The sequence below is a fragment of the Pseudomonas sp. G7(2022) genome (genome assembly GCF_052660475.1).
In genome coordinates this window covers 4,004,640-4,022,115 of the sequence record NZ_CP109659.1, presented here as the reverse complement: position 1 = coordinate 4,022,115, position 17,476 = coordinate 4,004,640, and the positions used below count along the sequence as shown (strand labels likewise).

Sequence of the window (17,476 nt, the reverse complement as noted above, 5' to 3'; positions counted from 1 at the left end):
TTGAATCACTCTCCATGAGTGCTAATGGTGTTATCCCGCTACACTGCGAGTGTTTTTTTCATTGGGCTGCTGATCGGCGCCGCCAAATCTAGGCAGTCCGGCGTCGTTCGACAAACGATGAAAACTCGGACGAGCCATTAGAAAAATTTGGGACTTGGCATGATTCGACCTCAATTGCCGTTGAATGCATTGCGCGCCTTTGAAGCTTCTGCGCGCCACCTGAGCTTCACACGTGCGGCGGTGGAGTTGTGCGTGACTCAGGCGGCCGTCAGCCATCAGGTCAAAAGTCTGGAGGCGCAACTCGGCGTGATCCTGTTCAAACGCCTGCCCCGTGGGCTGATGCTGACCGGCGAGGGCGAAACTCTGCTGCCGGTGCTGACCACCTCGTTCGATCATATCGCGCAGATGCTCGAGCGTCTGGCGGGCGGGCAATATCGGGAAATGCTCACCGTCGGCGCGGTCGGGACTTTCGCCGTGGGTTGGTTGTTGCCGAGGCTGGCAGACTTTCAGGCGAAACATCCGCTCATAGATTTGCGACTGTCGACCAACAACAATCGAGTGGACGTCGCCGCCGAAGGGCTGGATTACGCAATCCGGTTTGGCGCCGGGGCGTGGCACGGTATCGAGGCGACCCGTTTGCTGGAGGCGCCGTTGTCGGTGCTCTGCGTGCCGGAAATCGCCCGACAGTTGCACACGCCGGGGGATCTTCTGCAGCAGCGTTTGTTGCGCTCCTATCGCACCGATGAGTGGCCTGAATGGTTTCACGCGGCCGGTCTGGCGACCCATGCCGCGCCGCCCCAGAGCATCGTGTTCGACTCGTCGCTGGCGATGATGGAGGCGGCATTGCAAGGCGGCGGGGTGGCACTGGCGCCGCCGTTGATGTTTGCCCGGCAACTGGCGGCGGATCTGATCCGCCAACCCTTTGCCATCGAAATCACCACCGGCAGCTATTGGCTGACGCGGTTGCAGTCACGGCCGGAGACGTCGGCGATGGCGGCGTTCAGACACTGGTTACTGGAGGTTGCGCAGGCTTAGCGCACCAGGCACGGCTTCTTGTTATCGAACGTCCAGCCCGGAATCAGAAACTGCATCGCCACGCTGTCATCCCGCGCGCCCAGTCCCATGCTTTTATAGAGTTCATGGGCCTTGGCCACCTGGTCCATGTCCAACTCCACGCCCAGCCCCGGTTTCTTCGGCACCTGCACGCAGCCGTCGACGATTTGCAGCGGTGCCTTGGTCAGGCGCTGGCCGTCCTGCCAGATCCAGTGGGTGTCGATGGCGGTGATGTCGCCCGGCGCGGCGGCCGCGACGTGGGTGAACATCGCCAGGGAAATGTCAAAGTGGTTGTTGGAGTGTGAGCCCCAGGTCAGGCCCCATTCGTGGCACATCTGCGCCACGCGCACCGAACCCTGCATGGTCCAGAAATGTGGGTCGGCCAGCGGAATGTCCACCGACTGCAACTGAATCGCGTGGCCCATTTCACGCCAGTCGGTGGCGATCATGTTGGTAGCGGTTTTCAGGCCGGTGGCGCGACGAAATTCCGCCATCACTTCACGGCCCGAATAACCGTTTTCCGCACCGCACGGGTCTTCGGCGTAGGCCAGCACATGATGTTGGTCGCGGCACAGTCGGATCGCTTCTTTCAGTGACCACGCACCGTTCGGATCGAGAGTAATGCGTGCGTCGGGAAAGCGCTCGGCCAGTGCGGTCACCGCTTCGATTTCGGCATCGCCACTGAGCACGCCGCCCTTGAGTTTGAAGTCCTTGAAGCCGTAACGCGCATGGGCCGCCTCTGCCAGACGCACTACGGCGTCGGCGGTCATGGCTTTCTCGTGACGCACGCGGAACCAGTCGTTGTCGGCATCCGGTTCGCTGCGATAGGCGAGGTCGGTTTCCCGGCGATCACCGACGTAGAACAGATAACCGAGCATCTTCACTTCATCGCGCTGCTGGCCTTCGCCGAGCAACGCAGCCACCGGCACGTCGAGGTGCTGGCCGAGCAGGTCGAGCAGGGCGGCTTCGAGCCCGGTGACCGCGTGAATGGTAATGCGCAGGTCGAAGGTCTGCAGACCACGGCCGCCGGCATCGCGGTCGGCGAAGGTCTGGCGCACCTGGTTGAGGATCTTCTGATACGTGCCGATCGGGCTGCCGACCACCAGGCTGCGGGCGTCTTCGAGGGTCTGGCGGATGCGTTCGCCGCCGGGCACTTCACCGACGCCGGTGTGGCCGGCGTTGTCCTTGAGGATGACGATGTTACGGGTGAAAAACGGCCCGTGGGCGCCGCTCAGGTTGAGCAGCATACCGTCGTGGCCGGCCACCGGGATGACTTGCATCTCGGTGATGATCGGGGCTTTGGCGATGTCGTGTGCGGTCATGTCTTGTTGTCCTTTCAAACGGATTCAGGCGTGTTTCGGCGCGGCATCGGCTACGGCGATGTCAGGAGCGGATTTGGGTGTCATGCGGGCGGCGAACACGATGATTGCGGCGATGATCGAGGTTGCGGCCAGACCATAGAGGCCGCCCTGAATCGAACCGGTGTGTTGTTCCAGCAGGCCGAAAGTGGTGGGGGCGACGAAGCCGCCGAGGTTGCCCACCGAGTTGATCAGCGCGATGACGGCAGCGGCGATCCGTGCGTCAAGGTAAGCCTGCGGAATCGGCCAGAACAGTGACGACGCAGATTTGAAACCCAGCGCAGCAAAGCAGATCGCGACGAAGGCAAAAATCGGTCCGCCAGTGGTGGACATGAACATCCCCGCGGCGGCGATCAACAGCGCCGTGGCCACCCACGCCTGCTGGTGTTTCCACTTCGCCGAGAACGAGGCGAACGCGTACATGCCGATGATCGACAGCAGCCACGGAATCGAGTTGAACAGGCCGACCTGGAAGTCGCTCATCTCGCCCATCTTCTTGATGATGCTCGGCAGCCAGAACGTCGCGGCGTAGATCGTCAATTGAATGAAGAAGTAGATCAGGCAGAACAGGATGATCTGGCGATCCTTGAGCAGCTTGCCCAGCGACGGCCGGATCGGCGTTGCGGCTTCGCGGGCCTTCTGTTCATCGTCGATGGCTATGACCAGCGCATCCTGCTCGGCGCGGGTCAGCCACTTCGCATCGTGGGGTTTAGCGTCGAGCCAGAACCAGACGAACACGCACAGGCCGACCGAGAACATCCCTTCAATGAAATACATCCACTGCCAGCCGTGCAGGCCCAGGCCTTCGATCTGCAACAGCAGGCCGGACAGCGGACCGGAAATCAGCGAGGCCACGGCCGAACCGCTCAAGAAAATCGCAATCGCCTTGCCGCGCTCGGCCCCCGGCAACCAGCGGGTGAAGTAGTAGATCACTCCGGGAAAGAACCCGGCTTCGGCCACGCCGAGCAAAAAACGCAGGATGTAGAAGTGGGTTTCGTTCTGGATGAACGCCATCCCGGCGGCCACCAGACCCCAGGTGAGCATGATGCGGGTCAGCCAGATTCGTGCGCCGACCTTTTGCAGCAGCATGTTGGAGGGGACTTCGAACAGCGCGTAACCGATGAAGAACAGTCCGGCACCGAAACCGTAGGCCGCGGCACCGATGCCGAGGTCATGTTCCATGTGAGTGCGGACGAAGCCGATGTTCACCCGGTCAATGTAATTGACGATGAACATGATCACGAACAGCGGCAGGACGTGGCGTTTGACTTTGGCAATGGCGGAGGACAGCACCGAATCGGCGCCCTCGTTCATCCCGGCAATGGATGATTTCACTTGGTTTTCTCCCACTCGTTATTTTTATGCGGGGTGTGGCTGGGTGTTGTGTTGTTGATAGACATCATACAACTAGATTTTTTTGTCCTACAAGCGGGAGAGGTCAATCAAATTTGTCTACGGCGATCGGTTTTTATGCTCTTTTAGGTTTTCAGTGCCGTTTTTGTTGGCTTTCATAGGGATTTTGACAGGCGTGGCAAAGCATTCCATGCCAGTGGTTGTGGTGCGACTGCTCGGCGCAACGGGAGATTTTCTAGCTGAAATCTAGTGTTGTCATACAAGTTGATCCCCGGAGTTCATAGGAGCTCATACAAGTCATCGCACCCAGTGCTACGATCGGTGTGCCCTGATCACCGGAACCGACCATGCAAGAAGACCTCGACGCACCTGCTCGCAAACGCGCGCACAACCTGGCCCACGACCTGGTGGAAAAACTCACCCAGAGCATCCTGCTCGGCCAGATGCTGCCCGGTGACAAGCTGCCGTCAGAAAACTCGATCGTTCAGGAACACGGCGTCAGTCGCACCGTGGTGCGTGAGGCGATTTCCAAGTTGCAGGCGTCTGGGCTGGTGGAGACGCGGCACGGCATCGGCACCTTCGTGATCGAACGCGCACCGGAGCAGGGGTTGCGGCTGAATGTCGACACCGCACTGGGCGTGCGCAGCATTCTCGAGTTGCGCATGGGGCTGGAGACACAAGCTGCGGCGCTGGCCGCGCAGCGTCGCACCGAGCAACAACTGGTGCAGATGCGTCAGGCGCTGGATGACTATCAGCGTCTATTGGCCAACAACGACAGCTGCGTTGAAGCCGACCGGCGCTTTCATCTGCTGATTGCCGAAGCCACCGGCAATGTCTGCTTCACCGAAATCATGCAGCACCTGGGCAGCGCGATGATTCCGCGCACGCGGGTCAATGCGGCCGAGCGCGGAGCGGTGGATTTGAGCAAGCTCGGGCAACTGGCGAATCTTGAGCATGAGGCGATTTTCAACGCGATCAAACGTCAGGATCCGGACGCGGCGCGGGCGGCGATGTGGCTGCACCTGAGCAACAGTCGTGACCGGTTTTCGGCAGGCGGAGCCTGAAGCGCAGCGGCTCACATCTCAATGGCCCGCACCACCGCCGGCCGCTCCAGATTCAACGCCAGCACGCTGATCAACACCACCGCCGACCCCACCAGCACCAGCAGCGTCGGGCGTTCACCCAGGCCCACCGAAGCAATCCCCATCGCAGTCGGTGGAATCAGGTACAGCGTCATCGTCGCCCGGCTCAGGTCCACATGCTTTAGCACGAATGCCCACGCCAGGTAGGCGAGGGCGCTGGGAAACACCCCCAGACCAAGCACCGCCCATTGCACCCGCAGCGGCGCATTGATCACGCTGTCGACCAGCCCCGGCAAGTAGATCAACAGCAACAGCGTGCCGGACCACACCGTGTAGCAAACCAGCGTCAGTCCGTCGTAGCGCCGGGCGTAGTGTTTTTGCAGGGCGAAGTAAACGCTCCACGACACCGCCGCCAGCAGGATCAGCAAACCATGGGCGTCGATGCTGCCGAGACCGCGATCGCCGCTCACCACAATCACCACGCCGACCAATCCCAGCAACACGCAACCCCAGCGCCAGACGCTGACCCGATCCTTGAACAGAAACCGCGCCAGCAGCGTGCTGAACAGCGGCGTCGATTGCGCCAGCACACTCGACGCGCCGGCGCTGACGCTTTGCTGGCCGATGTTCAACACGACGTGATGCAGGCTGACGGCAAAAAAGCCCAGGGCCAATAACAGTGGCAGGTCTTGAAAGCGCGGTAGGTGAATGCCTTTGAAGCCTGCAATCACTGCCATGAACAGCGACGCCAGCAGAAACCGCAGCAACGCCAGATGACCGGGATCGTAAGCTTGCAGGCCGATGTGGATGCCGGTCGGCGAATAGGCCCAGCAGCCGACGACGAAGGCCATGGCCAACAGGATTTTCAAGGGCGAAGTGGAAGGCATGAGCGAGGCACCAAGAGGGTTGATGCGTCGAGTATCCGGGTCGCCAATCATTCGTCACAACTGACTTATACTGCGCAAACCGTTCACTCAGAGTGATGATTATGGAGCTGGCACAGATCCGCATGTTCAAGACCGTGGCCGAGGTCGGCAGCATCGCCAAAGCCGCCGAAAGGCTGTTTTGCGTGCCGTCGAACATCACGGCGCGGATCAAATCCCTGGAAGCGGAGCTGGGTGTGGCGCTGTTTCTGCGTGAAGGGCGGGGGTTGCGGATCAGTCCTGCGGGGCAGACTTTTCTCGCCTATGCAGAAAGGATTCTGGCACTGACGGCCGAAGCCAAGCGCGCAGTCGATCCCGGCGCCGAACCGTCCGGGCCGCTGCGCATCGGCGCCATTGAATCCTCGGCCACCGGGCGACTGCCGCGCCTGCTGGCGAAATTTCACAAACGCTATCCGAACGTGGCGCTGGAACTGACCACCGGTACCTGGGGGCAATTGCTCGACGATACGGTCAGTCATCGCCTGGACGGCGCGATCGTTGCGGTGGACGTCGAACGCTCCCGGCTCAAGCGCACGCCGATGTATCGCGAAGAATTGCTGTTGATCGCATCGACCTCGTTCGGGCCGGTGCGCAACCTCGCCGATTTGCAGGACAAGACCGTGTTCATGTGGCCGCAGGGTTGTCCGTATCGCGCCGCGCTGGAGCACTGGCTGTTGCGCCAGGGGCTGTCGCTGCCGATTGTCAGCCTGGCCAGTTACGGGGCGATTGTCGGTTGTGTGAGTGCCGGGGCGGGTGTGGCGCTGGTGCCCAAGGGCGTGTTCGAGCAATACGCCAAAGGTGCGGGGTGTACGGGTTTCGAGTTTCCCGAACTGACGGCCATCGACAATTTGTTCTACTGGCATGAAAACGCCGGGGTGCACCCGGCGCGTGAGGCGTTTGTGGCGATGTTGCGTGAGGAGTTTGCCTGAGCCGGATCAGGCTCCGCTCACGTCGCGCATCAACAGCCCGAAGTGCAGATCAACGGCGTCCGGAATCGGCAAGTACACGGTGTGCCCATCTCCCGGTGCCACGTCGATGGCTTCGCCCTTGAGGTTCTGCAGTTCCTGCAGATCAAAATGGAAATTGCCCTTGGGTGTCATCAGTTCCAGATGATCGCCCAGGGCAAATCGGTTCTTCACCTTGACCTCGGCGAGCCTGTCCCGGCGTTCGCCGGTCAACTCACCTACAAACTGCTGACGCTCTGACACCGAGCTGCCGTTCTGGTAGTTCTGGTATTCGTCATGGACGTGCCGACGCAGGAAACCTTCGGTGTAGCCGCGCTGGGCCAATGACTCCAGATCGGTCATCAGGCTGCGGTCGAATTCACGGCCGGCCACTGCATCGTCGATGGCCCGGCGGTACACCTGGGTAGTGCGTGCGCAATAAAAGTGGGATTTGGTCCGGCCTTCGATCTTCAGCGAGTGTACGCCCATGCGGGTCAGGCGCTCGACGTGCTGCACCGCGCGCAGGTCCTTGGCGTTCATGATGTAGGTGCCGTGCTCGTCTTCGAAGGCCGGCATCATCTCGCCGGGACGATTGGCTTCCTGCAACAGGAACACCTGATCGGTGGGGGCGCCGAGGCCGAGGGTCGGTTGCGGTTCGAAGCTCTGCACGATTTCGCCGAGCGGGTTCTCGGTGGCTTCCTGGGCCGAGTATTTCCAGCGGCAGGCGTTGGTGCAGGTGCCTTGATTGGCGTCGCGTTTGTTCATGTAGCCCGAGAGCAGGCAGCGGCCGGAATAGGCCATGCACAGCGCGCCGTGGACGAATACTTCCAGCTCCATGCCCGGCACTTGCTCGCGGATTTCGCCGATCTCTTCCAGCGACAACTCACGGGACAGGATGATCCGGCTCAACCCCTGCTGTTGCCAGAACTCGACACTCGCCCAATTCACCGTGTTGGCCTGCACCGAGAGGTGGATCGGCATCTGCGGGAAGTGCCGGCGCACCAGCATGATCAGGCCGGGGTCGGACATGATCAGCGCGTCCGGTGCCATTTCGATCACCGGCGCCAAGTCCTTGAGGAAGGTCTTCAGTTTGGCATTGTGTGGCGCGATGTTGACCACCACGTAGAAGCGCTTGCCCTGGGCCTGGGCTTCACGAATGCCGAGCGCCAGATTGGCGTGATCGAACTCGTTGTTGCGCACCCGCAGGCTGTAGCGCGGCTGGCCGGCATACACCGCATCGGCCCCATAGGCGAAGGCATAACGCATGTTTTTCAGGGTGCCGGCGGGGGCGAGCAGTTCGGGGGTGAAGGAGGTCGTCATGGCGGCGTCGGTCGCAAAAGCGCGGCAGGGTAGAGCAGTTGCGCCGAGGGTTTATTGATCTGGATCTATGCTCCATGAAGAAACACGGCACTCGCGCTGATGCTGGCTGACTAAACGGGACGGGCGCGGGTGGCGCCTGACTGACCTGGACCGGACATGAACCAAAAGAGTCTGCAATTCAAATCCCTCACCGTGCTGCTGTTTCTGGTGACGGTCGCCTTCATCTGGATCCTGCTGCCGTTCTACGGCGCGGTGTTCTGGGCAGTGATCCTTGGCATCCTGTTCGCACCGATGCAACGTCAGTTGCAGCTGAAATTCGGCTGGCAACGCAACCTGACCTCACTGTGTACCTTGAGCATCTGCCTGGTGATCGCGATCTTGCCGGTGATCGTCCTCAGTGTGCTGCTGGTGCAGGAAGGCGCGACGCTTTACGACAATATCGAAAGCGGCAAGCTCGATATCGGCGCCTATCTGGCGCAGTTCAAGCACAGTCTGCCGCCTTACTTTCAGCACCTGCTTGATCGCTTCGGCATGGGCGAGCTCAATGCCTTGCGCGAGAAGATCGTCAAGGCTGCCATGCAGGGCAGTCAGGCGCTGGCGAGCCAGGCATTCAGTTTCGGCCAAGGGACTTTCGAGTTCGTGGTGAGTTTTTTCATCATGTTGTATTTGCTGTTTTTCTTCCTGCGCGACGGCGCCGAACTGGCGCGCAAAGTCCGCACGGCGGTGCCGCTGGAAGAGCATCACAAGCGGCGTCTGCAACTGAAATTCAATCGGGTGGTGCGGGCCACGGTCAAAGGCAACCTGCTGGTGGCCATTACGCAAGGTGCGTTGGGCGGGGCGATTTTCTGGTTTCTCGACATTCCCAGTGCCTTGCTCTGGGCGGTGCTGATGGCGTTTCTGTCGCTGCTGCCGGCGGTGGGGGCAGGGATCGTCTGGGCGCCGGTGGCGGTTTACTTCCTGCTCAGCGGGATGATCTGGCAGGGCGTGGTGCTGGGGCTGTTCGGGGTGTTCGTGATCGGTCTGGTGGATAACGTGCTGCGCCCGATCCTGGTGGGCAAGGACACCCGGATGCCGGACTACATGATTCTGATCTCGACCCTGGGCGGACTGGCCGTGTTCGGTCTCAGCGGTTTCGTGATCGGGCCGCTGATCGCTGCATTGTTCATGTCGAGCTGGGCGTTGTTCATCGAGTCCAAACCGAAAGTGCAGCTGCCTTAAGCCTTGAACGGTCCGTCGATCAGTCGTTGCGACAGCGCCTGAGCGGCTGGCAAGGAGGTGAGCGGACCGCTGACCGGCTCGCCGTCGCGCACCAGATACCAGCAGGCGAGCAGGCCCAGCTCTCTGAGCGATGCGGGAACCGCGCTGCCGACAACGGACATGATTTGAACCTGAGCCATGACAAGTACCTCCATCAATCGATGGAGCTACCTTAGGGACTCGGCCGTTTCAGGGACAATCAACGCTTTCGATAGTGGTCATTGATGCCGTTGAGGGCTGGGTCAATCGACCACCTGGTCAAGCATGTGCACGATCTCGTGCTCGTTGAGCAGGCCCTTGCGCACCAGGTTTTCCGCCAGCAGCGAGAGAAATTTCGCCGTGCGGTGGCCTTCCAGGTGCTTGAGCTCGGTCAGGGCGTTGTAGACCTTGCCCGACGTGCATAAACCGACGATGCGGTGCGGATTCTGTGTTGGCATTCCAGTCGTCCTTGTTTTTATCAACCTGTTGTATGCGGACGGATTCAGATTGCGGTTCCGTCATGACAAATAGATGACCGTTGTGTGTTTCGGCCCAACGGTCGAGTCCATCATGCCGACTTTAACGGGTGGAACTGTCTCCACAGCGACCTTGGCGAGATTTTTTCAGACGTTGGCCGACGGACGGTCGGCTTTCTCAAGGCCAAAAAAAGCCCCGCTGTAAAAGCGGGGCTTTGTCTGTGTGCTTACCAGCGACCACCATAGTAGTGCGGGTGGCCGTAATAACCACGGGGTGGACCGTAGTAGACCGGACCCGGAACATAAACCGGTTGCTGCACATAAACCGGGGCCGGCTGGTAGTAGACCGGTGGCGGCGGTTGCTGCACGTAGACCGGTGCCGGTTGAGCGTAAACAGGCTGTTGGACGTACACCGGCCGATCCTGGTTGATGAGCGCCGAGCCGATGATGGCCGAGCCGACGATCGCACCAAATACCGCCGGACCCTGCCAGCCACCGCCGTGGGCTTCTGCCTGACCCGTGATCGCGAATGCACCAATCAACAAGGCCACGATGGGGAGTTTACGAATCATGATTAATCCTCGGTTCTTCGACCCGGCGTCCGGGCCTGCATCAGGCTCGGGATAGCGCGGGGATACTTCTAAGACAGCAACATTTGGAAAAACAGCACGGCGGCTGGGTAAATTTTGTGTAAGGTCTGTACCGGTTTGCTTACCGGGTTTCGTGCGTCGGCTGCGATGCCCGGAACAGACCGCCTTATGATCGTTCAGAACCCGATGGCCTGGCTAATCCCGTCCATCCGAAAGTGCATTCAAAGGAGCCTCCCATGCAGATGAACCCCAACAAAGACACCCAATTGTGCATGTCCCTGTCTGGGCGTCCCGGGAATTTCGGTCTGCGTTTTCATAACCATTTGTATGAGCAATTGGGCCTGAATTTTTATTACAAGGCTTTCAGCAGCCAGGATCTGCCGGGGGCTGTCGGCGGGATTCGGGCGCTGGGCATCCGCGGTTGCGGGGTGTCGATGCCGTTCAAGGAAGCGAGCATTGCGCTGGTCGATGAGCTGGATGCCTCGGCGGCAGCGATCCAGTCGATCAACACCATCGTCAACACCAACGGCCATCTCAAGGCCTACAACACCGATTACATTGCGATTGCCCAGTTGCTGGAAACCCACGCGGTGCCGAAGGACTCGACTTTCGCCCTGCGTGGCAGCGGTGGCATGGCCAAGGCTGTGGCCAGTGCCTTGCGCGATGGTGGTTACAAAAACGGTTTGATCGTGGCCCGCAACGAGCGCGCCGGGCGTGCACTGGCGGACTCCCTGGGCTATCGCTGGCAGGCGGAATTGGGTGACGAGCGCCCGCAGATGCTGATCAACGTGACGCCGGTCGGGATGGACGGCGGCCCGGAAGCGGGACAGCTTTCTTTTGACGTGGATGTGATCAAGTCTGCCGACACTGTGTTCGATGTGGTGGCGATCCCGTCGGAAACCCCGCTGATCGTGCGTGGGCGTGCCGAAGGTAAAAAAGTGATCACCGGGCTGGAAGTGATCGCGATCCAGGCGCTGGAGCAGTTTGTGCTGTACACCGGTGTGCGGCCGACGGTGGAGCAGTTCGATGCGGCGGTGGCGTTTGCCCGCAGCTGAGTCCTTCGTTTTTGTGTTGGCTTGGCGGGCCTCATCGCTAGCAGGCTAGCTCCCACAGTGGAAATGCATACCTCCCGTGGGAGCTAGCCTGCTAGCGATTGCCGCGACGCGGTTTCTTGCCTTGCTTTGTTTATACTGCCGGATCAGCAAGCACAGACTTGCCCTTCACAAAAGCCGAGGTTTGCATGCATCCGCCCATTCTCAACCTGAATGACGTCGAACTCGAACCGCTGCCCGAAGCCCTGGCCCCCGATGGCGAAACCGCCGGGCGTTATCAGCAACGATTCGCCCGGGTCGGCCAGCAACTGGGCGCGCAGAAGCTCGGTTATCGGCTGTATGCGCTGCCGCCGGGCATGCGTGGCAGCCCGTTTCACAGTCATCGGGTCAATGAGGAAATGTTTTACGTGGTGGCCGGGGAAGGGGAGGTGCGCCTCGGCGCCGAACGTTTCCCGATCCGCGCCGGCGACGTGATCGCCTGCCCGCCGGGCGGCCCGGAAGCGGCGCACCAGATTATCAATACCAGCTCGCAGGAACTGCGCTATCTGGCGGTCAGCACTCAGCAGCAACCGGAAATCTGCGAGTACCCGGATTCGAACAAATACGCGGTGATGGACAACTTTAATATCGATGCCGAAGGCAATGCCTCGGGCTTCGTGGCGGTGGCGCGGCAGGCGGACGGGGTGGATTACTGGGACGGCGAATAACGCCGTCCCCGGTGTGCTTATTCCTCGAGGCGGGCCAGACGCTCTTCCAGTGCCGCAATGCGCGCTTCCAGCTCTTCGATGCGCTCCACTGACACACCGCTGGCAGCCCCGCGATCACTCGGGTTCTGCCGCGCCGCGATAATCGCCTCGATGTCCGCCGGATCGCCCAGTGCGTGGGTGTAGCGATCCTCGCGCTGGCCGGCCTGGCGTGGAATCAACACCGCCAGATCGCGAGCGATCAGGCGTTCCAGCTGATGCACCACTTGTTCGGCGTCTTCGAACTCATGCATGCGACCGCTGCGGGTCAGCAGCTCGTTGACGGTCTGCGGGCCGCGAAGAAACATCAAACCGGTCAGGATCAATTGCGCCGGCACGAGTTCCAGCGCCTTGTCGACCTTGTGCTCCCAGCGGTCGGCGCGACTGCCCATCACCAGTTTGGCAAAGCCGCGACCTTCGAGGGCGCGCAGGCTCTGGCCGACCTGGCCCTGGGTCAGGTTCATCACCGGTTCCCGGCTGGTCTTCTGATTGCAGGCCAGCACCAGCGCGTTGAGGGTCAGCGGATAGGTTTCCGGGCTGGTGGCCTGTTTCTCGATCAGCGAACCCAGAATGCGGATTTCCGTGGCGTTGAGCCGTGGTTCGTCGGAGCGGGTTTCAAATTCTGTGGTCATCGCGCGTTCCCTCTGCAGTCGAAGGCGCCTAGCCTAATCCTTGCTGGATAAAAGACAAGCCGCGCCGCCATGCGAGCATGGCTATAATCGCCCCACGATTCACCCAGCCACCACGTGAGACTGCCATGACCATTTCCTTGTACGCCGCATCCGTTCCGGTTTTCCAACAAATGCTCAACGCCCTGAGCGATGTGCTGAAAAAGGCTGAAACCCACGCCACCGAGAAAAACATCGACCCGAACGCCTTCCTGCAGGCCCGCCTGTACCCGGACATGTTCCCGCTGGTGCGCCAGGTGCAGATCGCGGTGGACTTCGCCAAAGGCGTTTCCTCGCGTCTGGCTGAAGTCGAAATCCCGAAATACGACGACACAGAAACCACCTTCGCCGAGCTGCAAGCGCTGATCGCCAAGGTCCTGGCCTTCATCGGCGAGTTCAAGCCTGAGCAAATCAACGGCAAGGAAGGCATCGAGATCGTGACCCGTCCGGGCACGCCGAAAGAGAAGCGCTTCAGTGGCCAGGCTTACCTGCTGAGCTACGGCCTGCCGCAGTTCTTCTTCCACGTCACCACCGCTTACGACCTGCTGCGCCACAACGGTGTGGAAGTGGGCAAGCGCGATTACATGGGCGCGTACTAAGCCCGGCGCATGAAAAAGCCCGCCAAGGTTTGCGCCTTGGCGGGCTTTTTGTTGCGCTGGATTTTTACGCCGGACGCTGGGTTTTCTGTTCTTCGCCCAGGCACGCGGCGGCGGTGAACAGTACGTCGGTGGAGGAGTTCAGCGCCGTCTCGGCCGAGTCCTGCAGCACGCCGATGATGAAACCGACTGCGACCACTTGCATGGCAATCTCGCTCGGAATGCCGAACAGGCTGCACGCCAGCGGGATCAACAGCAGCGAACCGCCAGCTACACCGGATGCGCCACAAGCGCAGATCGCAGCAACAACACTGAGCAGGATCGCGGTCGGGATGTCCACGGCGATGCCCAAGGTGTGCACGGCGGCGAGGGTCAGCACGGTGATGGTGATCGACGCGCCGGCCATGTTGATGGTCGCGCCCAGCGGAATCGAGACCGAATAGGTGTCTTCGTGCAGGCCCAGACGCTTGCTCAGCTCCAGGTTGACCGGAATGTTCGCTGCCGAGCTGCGGGTGAAGAACGCGGTGATGCCGCTTTCACGCAGGCACTGGAGCGTCAGCGGGTACGGGTTGCGGCGCAGCTTCCAGAACACGATCAGCGGGTTCATCACCAGCGCCACGAACAGCATGCAGCCCAGCAATACCGCCAGCAGGTGCGCGTAACCGACCAGCGCGCCGAAACCGGAGGTGGCCAGGGTCGAGGCCACCAGGCCGAAAATCCCCAGCGGTGCGAAGCGAATTACCACGCGCACGATCAGGGTCACGCCGTTGGACAGGTCACTGACGACTTCGCGGGTGGTGTCGCCGGCGTGGCGGATGGCCACGCCCATGCCGATGGCCCAGGCCAGAATGCCGATGAAGTTGGCGTTCATCAGTGCGCTTACCGGGTTATCGACCACGCTCAGCAGCAGGCTTTGCAGCACTTCGCCGATGCCGCCCGGGGCGGTCACGGCAATGTTGTCGGTGGACAGCACCAGATGCGACGGGAACATCGTGCTGGCGATCACCGCGACTACGGCGGCGGCGAAGGTGCCCAGCAGATAGAGGAACAGGATCGGCCGGATATGGGTTTCCTGGCCGTGCTTGTGGTTGGCGATCGACGCCATGACCAGCACGAACACCAGGATCGGGGCCACGGCTTTCAGCGCCGAGACGAACACCTTGCCGATGAATGCGGTGCCCTTGGCGGCCTCCGGCGCGAACAGTGCCAGGGCGATGCCGGCAATCAGGCCAATCAGGATCTGCGTGACCAGGCTGAGGCTTTTAAGGCGTTGCAATAGAGAAGGGGATGAAACGGTCATGACGGCATCTCTGGTTTTTTATAGGGTGCAAGGTCGCGTGATCCGGGCGTTGAATCGGGGGCAGGCCACAGACACGAACCGAAAGGGCTGGCGCGACAGTCACACCGTTAAACGGGTGGCTGAACAGGGTGTACGTTTTGCAGGGCGCGGACTTTATCACAGCGTAGGCCTTGTCCTTCAGGCCTGTGACGATCTGCCACCGAAACGTTCGGCCACATAGACAGGTTTGTGCAAGTCACCCGGGAAACACTCTGTTAAGATTGCGCATCCTTATTTTCAAGTTCTGCCGGCGGGCCTTCGGGTCAGCGCTGGTGTCGTCGTTTTGCTGGAGTTCCTCATGCTGTTGCCCATCCTTCTGTTGTCCGCCGCCGGGTTTACGGTGCTGACCACAGAGTTCGTCATCGTCGGCCTGTTGCCGGCAATTGCCCGCGACCTGGCCGTCACCATCCCGCAAGCCGGGCTGCTGGTGACGCTATTCGCTTTCACCGTGGCCATGTTCGGCCCGTTCTTGACGGCATATTTCGCCCGTTTCGAACGGCGCAAACTGTTTATCACCATCCTGATCATGTTCGGCCTGGCCAACACCGTGGCAGCACTGGCGCCGAACATCTGGGTCATGGCGATTGCCCGGTTGATTCCGGCGTTGGGGCTGCCGGTATTCTGGGCCCTGGCCAGTGAAACGGCGGTAGACATCGTCGGCCCGGACTTCGCTGGTCGCGCCATCGCCAAGATCGGCTTCGGGATCGTCTGCGCCACGGTGTTCGGCATCCCCGTCGGCACGCTGATTTCCGATGCATTCGGCTGGCGCAGTGCGTTCGCCATTCTGGCGGTGATCGCGTTCGCCAAGGCCTTGTTGCTGTTTGTCTACTTGCCGAAAACCAGCCTGCACCAGCATCAGGTCAGTTTCGCTTCGCAGTTCAAGATCCTGCGCAGCCCGCTGATGCTGGGTCATGTGCTGCTGTCGATCCTGGTGTTCAGCGGCATGTTCACCGCTTACACCTATCTGGCGGACATCCTTGAGCGTCTGGCCGGCTTCAATGGCACCGTGGTCGGCTGGTGCCTGATGGGCTTTGGCGCGGTCGGTCTGATCGGCAACTCGCTGGGCGGTCGCGCGGTGGATCGCCATCCGCTGATGGCCTCGGTGATGTTCTGCGCGTTCATGATTCCCGGGATGGTGGCATTGGTGCCGAACATCAATTCGTCGCTGGGTCTGGCGGCGGCGATGGGCATCTGGGGCGTGACTCAGGCAGCGCTGTTTCTGGTCAGTCATGTGCGCTTGATGAAAGCCGCACCGGAAGCGCCGGCCTTCGCCGCGTCGCTGAACATCGCCGGGGCCAACCTGGGGATTGGTCTGGGCGCGATCATTGGCGGTCGGGTGATCGACAGCGCCGGTCTGGGCTTCGTGGGTTTCGCCGCCGCCGGGTTCATTCTGCTGTCGATTTTCCTCGCCATGGTGCTGATGGTGCTCAAGCCGCGTGACGTCTGTGCGCCGGCTTAAAAGGCTGTAAACAGCTCGCGTCGGGCACCTTCGGTAATCGCTTTGATGCCGGGGTGCTTGACCTTGCGCTCCACCGAGATCGCGTAGAACGACTCGCTCACCGCATCGGTCTGGCCGATCAACTCGACGCCATACTGGCGTTTCACCTCATCGGCAATCACGCTCGGGCCAATGAAAATCCCGCTGCCGGACTGGCCGAACGCCTGCATCAAGGCGCTGTCATCGAACTCCCCGACAATCCTCGGCTGAATCTGCTGCTCCGCGAACCAGCGCTGTAAACGGCTGCGCACCACGGTTTCTGCGCCGGGGATCAACAGTGGCGCACCGTGCAGGCTGCGCGGGAAATCCTGACCGTATTGCGCCGCCAGTTCGGCGGTGGCGAAGAAGCTGATCCCGCATTCGCCGAGCTTCTGGCTGTAACCCTTGATGTCCAGATGCGAGGGCATCGGGCTGTCGGAGATCACCAGGTCCAGGCGCTGGATCGCCAGATCCGCCAGTAATCGCTCGAGTTTGTCTTCGCGGCAGGTGATTCGCAGCGGTTCGCTCAACTCCATGGTCGGCGCGATCAGTCGATAGACGATGGATTTGGGCACCACGTCCGCCACTCCCACGCGGAACAGGATCTGTTGCTCATTGGGCTGGGCGCGCAGCATCAGTTCCAGCTCGCCGCCGAGCTGAAACATCTGCTCGGCGTAGGGCAGGGCCTGGCGTCCGGCTTCTGTGAGTTCGAGTTGCCGGCCGACCCGTTGAAACAACTCGATGCCATAGGTCTGTTCGAGCAGTGAAATCTGACCGCTGATGGTCTGTGGCGTCAGGTTCAGTTGCTCGCACGCGCGTACGATGCTGCCGGTCTTGGCCACCACCCAGAAGTAATGCAGTTGTCGGTAATTGAGCATGGGGTTGGGTCCGCCAGATACAGTTCGTATAAATCGAAGTATAGCCGCTAAAAATACGAATTTTCCTGAAGTGTTTGTCTCCCTAGAATGCCCAGCCATCGACGGGCGGTCTGTGACCCTGTCTGTTCATACGAAGGAAACCTCATGAAATACACGATCCCGGCACTGATGTTTACGTCTTTACTGCTTATGGCGGGTTGCGACCAGGCGGAAAAAAGCGCCCAGCAACTGATGGGCAAGGCCGCCGAGAGCGCCAAGCAGGCGATCGACGATACGCACAAAGCCGCCGAGCAGGCGCTCAGTGAGGCCACTGGCGGTCTGATCGAGAAAAAAGAAGCGCCGGAAAAAGATGCGGACAAATCCGAATCTTCCTCCAAGACCATCTAAA

Annotated in this window: 19 protein-coding genes; 9 read left to right on the top strand and 10 right to left on the bottom strand. The window is 60.8% G+C overall.

Going from position 1 to position 17,476, the window contains the following annotated elements:
* Positions 1-159: 159 nt before the first annotated feature.
* On the top strand, positions 160-1,035 hold the full coding sequence (locus tag NE357_RS18240; RefSeq protein WP_011335055.1) for a LysR family transcriptional regulator: 876 nt from the start codon (positions 160-162) through the stop codon (positions 1,033-1,035).
* On the opposite strand, the gene gudD is transcribed toward NE357_RS18240, so the two are convergent.
* Entirely contained in the window at positions 1,032-2,375 is a 1,344-nt protein-coding gene (gudD, locus tag NE357_RS18235) for a glucarate dehydratase (protein WP_169431036.1), read from the bottom strand. The two genes, NE357_RS18240 and gudD, sit on opposite strands and share 4 nt — an antisense overlap.
* A 24-nt stretch (positions 2,376-2,399) precedes the next feature.
* Positions 2,400-3,746, bottom strand: a complete 1,347-nt coding sequence (locus NE357_RS18230) for an MFS transporter (protein ID WP_169431035.1) — start codon at positions 3,744-3,746, stop codon at positions 2,400-2,402.
* A 365-nt stretch (positions 3,747-4,111) separates the two neighbouring features.
* Between NE357_RS18230 and NE357_RS18225 the strand changes: the two genes are divergently transcribed.
* On the top strand, positions 4,112-4,828 hold the full coding sequence (locus NE357_RS18225) for a FadR/GntR family transcriptional regulator (protein WP_169431034.1): 717 nt from the start codon (positions 4,112-4,114) through the stop codon (positions 4,826-4,828).
* 11 nt (positions 4,829-4,839) lie between these two features.
* Here NE357_RS18225 and NE357_RS18220 read toward each other — a convergent pair whose 3' ends face one another.
* Positions 4,840-5,733: a DMT family transporter gene (locus NE357_RS18220; protein ID WP_249314311.1), complete on the bottom strand. Its 894-nt coding sequence runs from the start codon at positions 5,731-5,733 to the stop codon at positions 4,840-4,842.
* A gap of 101 nt (positions 5,734-5,834) precedes the next feature.
* Between NE357_RS18220 and NE357_RS18215 the strand changes: the two genes are divergently transcribed.
* Positions 5,835-6,698, top strand: coding sequence for a LysR family transcriptional regulator (locus NE357_RS18215; RefSeq protein WP_169431032.1), 864 nt, complete (start codon positions 5,835-5,837; stop codon positions 6,696-6,698).
* Positions 6,699-6,704: 6 nt separating this feature from the next.
* Here NE357_RS18215 and trhP read toward each other — a convergent pair whose 3' ends face one another.
* Complete coding sequence (gene trhP, locus NE357_RS18210) at positions 6,705-8,033, bottom strand: prephenate-dependent tRNA uridine(34) hydroxylase TrhP (RefSeq protein WP_169431031.1); 1,329 nt, start codon at positions 8,031-8,033, stop codon at positions 6,705-6,707.
* A 156-nt stretch (positions 8,034-8,189) separates the two neighbouring features.
* Here trhP and NE357_RS18205 point away from each other — a divergent pair, with 156 nt between their 5' ends.
* Positions 8,190-9,251, top strand: a complete 1,062-nt coding sequence (locus tag NE357_RS18205) for an AI-2E family transporter (RefSeq protein ID WP_169431030.1) — start codon at positions 8,190-8,192, stop codon at positions 9,249-9,251.
* Here NE357_RS18205 and NE357_RS18200 read toward each other — a convergent pair.
* From NE357_RS18200 to NE357_RS18190, 3 genes are all read right to left on the bottom strand, one after another.
* Entirely contained in the window at positions 9,248-9,430 is a 183-nt protein-coding gene (locus NE357_RS18200) for a hypothetical protein (RefSeq protein ID WP_169431029.1), read from the bottom strand. The two genes, NE357_RS18205 and NE357_RS18200, sit on opposite strands and share 4 nt — an antisense overlap.
* A 102-nt stretch (positions 9,431-9,532) precedes the next feature.
* Positions 9,533-9,727, bottom strand: a complete 195-nt coding sequence (locus tag NE357_RS18195) for a hypothetical protein (protein WP_065259358.1) — start codon at positions 9,725-9,727, stop codon at positions 9,533-9,535.
* Between the two features lie 245 nt (positions 9,728-9,972).
* Positions 9,973-10,317, bottom strand: a complete 345-nt coding sequence (locus NE357_RS18190; protein WP_025108898.1) for a hypothetical protein — start codon at positions 10,315-10,317, stop codon at positions 9,973-9,975.
* A gap of 254 nt (positions 10,318-10,571) precedes the next feature.
* On the opposite strand from NE357_RS18190, the gene NE357_RS18185 reads away from it, so the two are divergent.
* The gene (locus NE357_RS18185; RefSeq protein ID WP_169431028.1) at positions 10,572-11,390 is read left to right on the top strand and encodes a shikimate 5-dehydrogenase; all 819 of its coding nucleotides are present in this window, start codon (positions 10,572-10,574) and stop codon (positions 11,388-11,390) included.
* A 185-nt stretch (positions 11,391-11,575) separates the two neighbouring features.
* Positions 11,576-12,094: a cupin domain-containing protein gene (locus tag NE357_RS18180; protein ID WP_169431027.1), complete on the top strand. Its 519-nt coding sequence runs from the start codon at positions 11,576-11,578 to the stop codon at positions 12,092-12,094.
* Between the two features lie 17 nt (positions 12,095-12,111).
* On the opposite strand, the gene NE357_RS18175 is transcribed toward NE357_RS18180, so the two are convergent.
* Positions 12,112-12,762, bottom strand: coding sequence for a YceH family protein (locus NE357_RS18175; RefSeq protein ID WP_169431026.1), 651 nt, complete (start codon positions 12,760-12,762; stop codon positions 12,112-12,114).
* Positions 12,763-12,887: 125 nt separating this feature from the next.
* Here NE357_RS18175 and NE357_RS18170 point away from each other — a divergent pair, with 125 nt between their 5' ends.
* Positions 12,888-13,397, top strand: coding sequence for a DUF1993 domain-containing protein (locus tag NE357_RS18170; RefSeq protein ID WP_169431025.1), 510 nt, complete (start codon positions 12,888-12,890; stop codon positions 13,395-13,397).
* 64 nt (positions 13,398-13,461) lie between these two features.
* Here NE357_RS18170 and sstT read toward each other — a convergent pair whose 3' ends face one another.
* Entirely contained in the window at positions 13,462-14,694 is a 1,233-nt protein-coding gene (sstT, locus tag NE357_RS18165) for a serine/threonine transporter SstT (protein ID WP_169431024.1), read from the bottom strand.
* 337 nt (positions 14,695-15,031) lie between these two features.
* On the opposite strand from sstT, the gene NE357_RS18160 reads away from it, so the two are divergent.
* Entirely contained in the window at positions 15,032-16,192 is a 1,161-nt protein-coding gene (locus NE357_RS18160; protein WP_007951570.1) for an MFS transporter, read from the top strand.
* Here NE357_RS18160 and nhaR read toward each other — a convergent pair.
* Positions 16,189-17,088: a transcriptional activator NhaR gene (gene nhaR / locus NE357_RS18155; protein WP_007951569.1), complete on the bottom strand. Its 900-nt coding sequence runs from the start codon at positions 17,086-17,088 to the stop codon at positions 16,189-16,191. The two genes, NE357_RS18160 and nhaR, sit on opposite strands and share 4 nt — an antisense overlap.
* Positions 17,089-17,232: 144 nt before the next feature.
* On the opposite strand from nhaR, the gene NE357_RS18150 reads away from it, so the two are divergent.
* Entirely contained in the window at positions 17,233-17,475 is a 243-nt protein-coding gene (locus NE357_RS18150; RefSeq protein WP_169431023.1) for a hypothetical protein, read from the top strand.
* Position 17,476 lies beyond the last annotated feature (1 nt).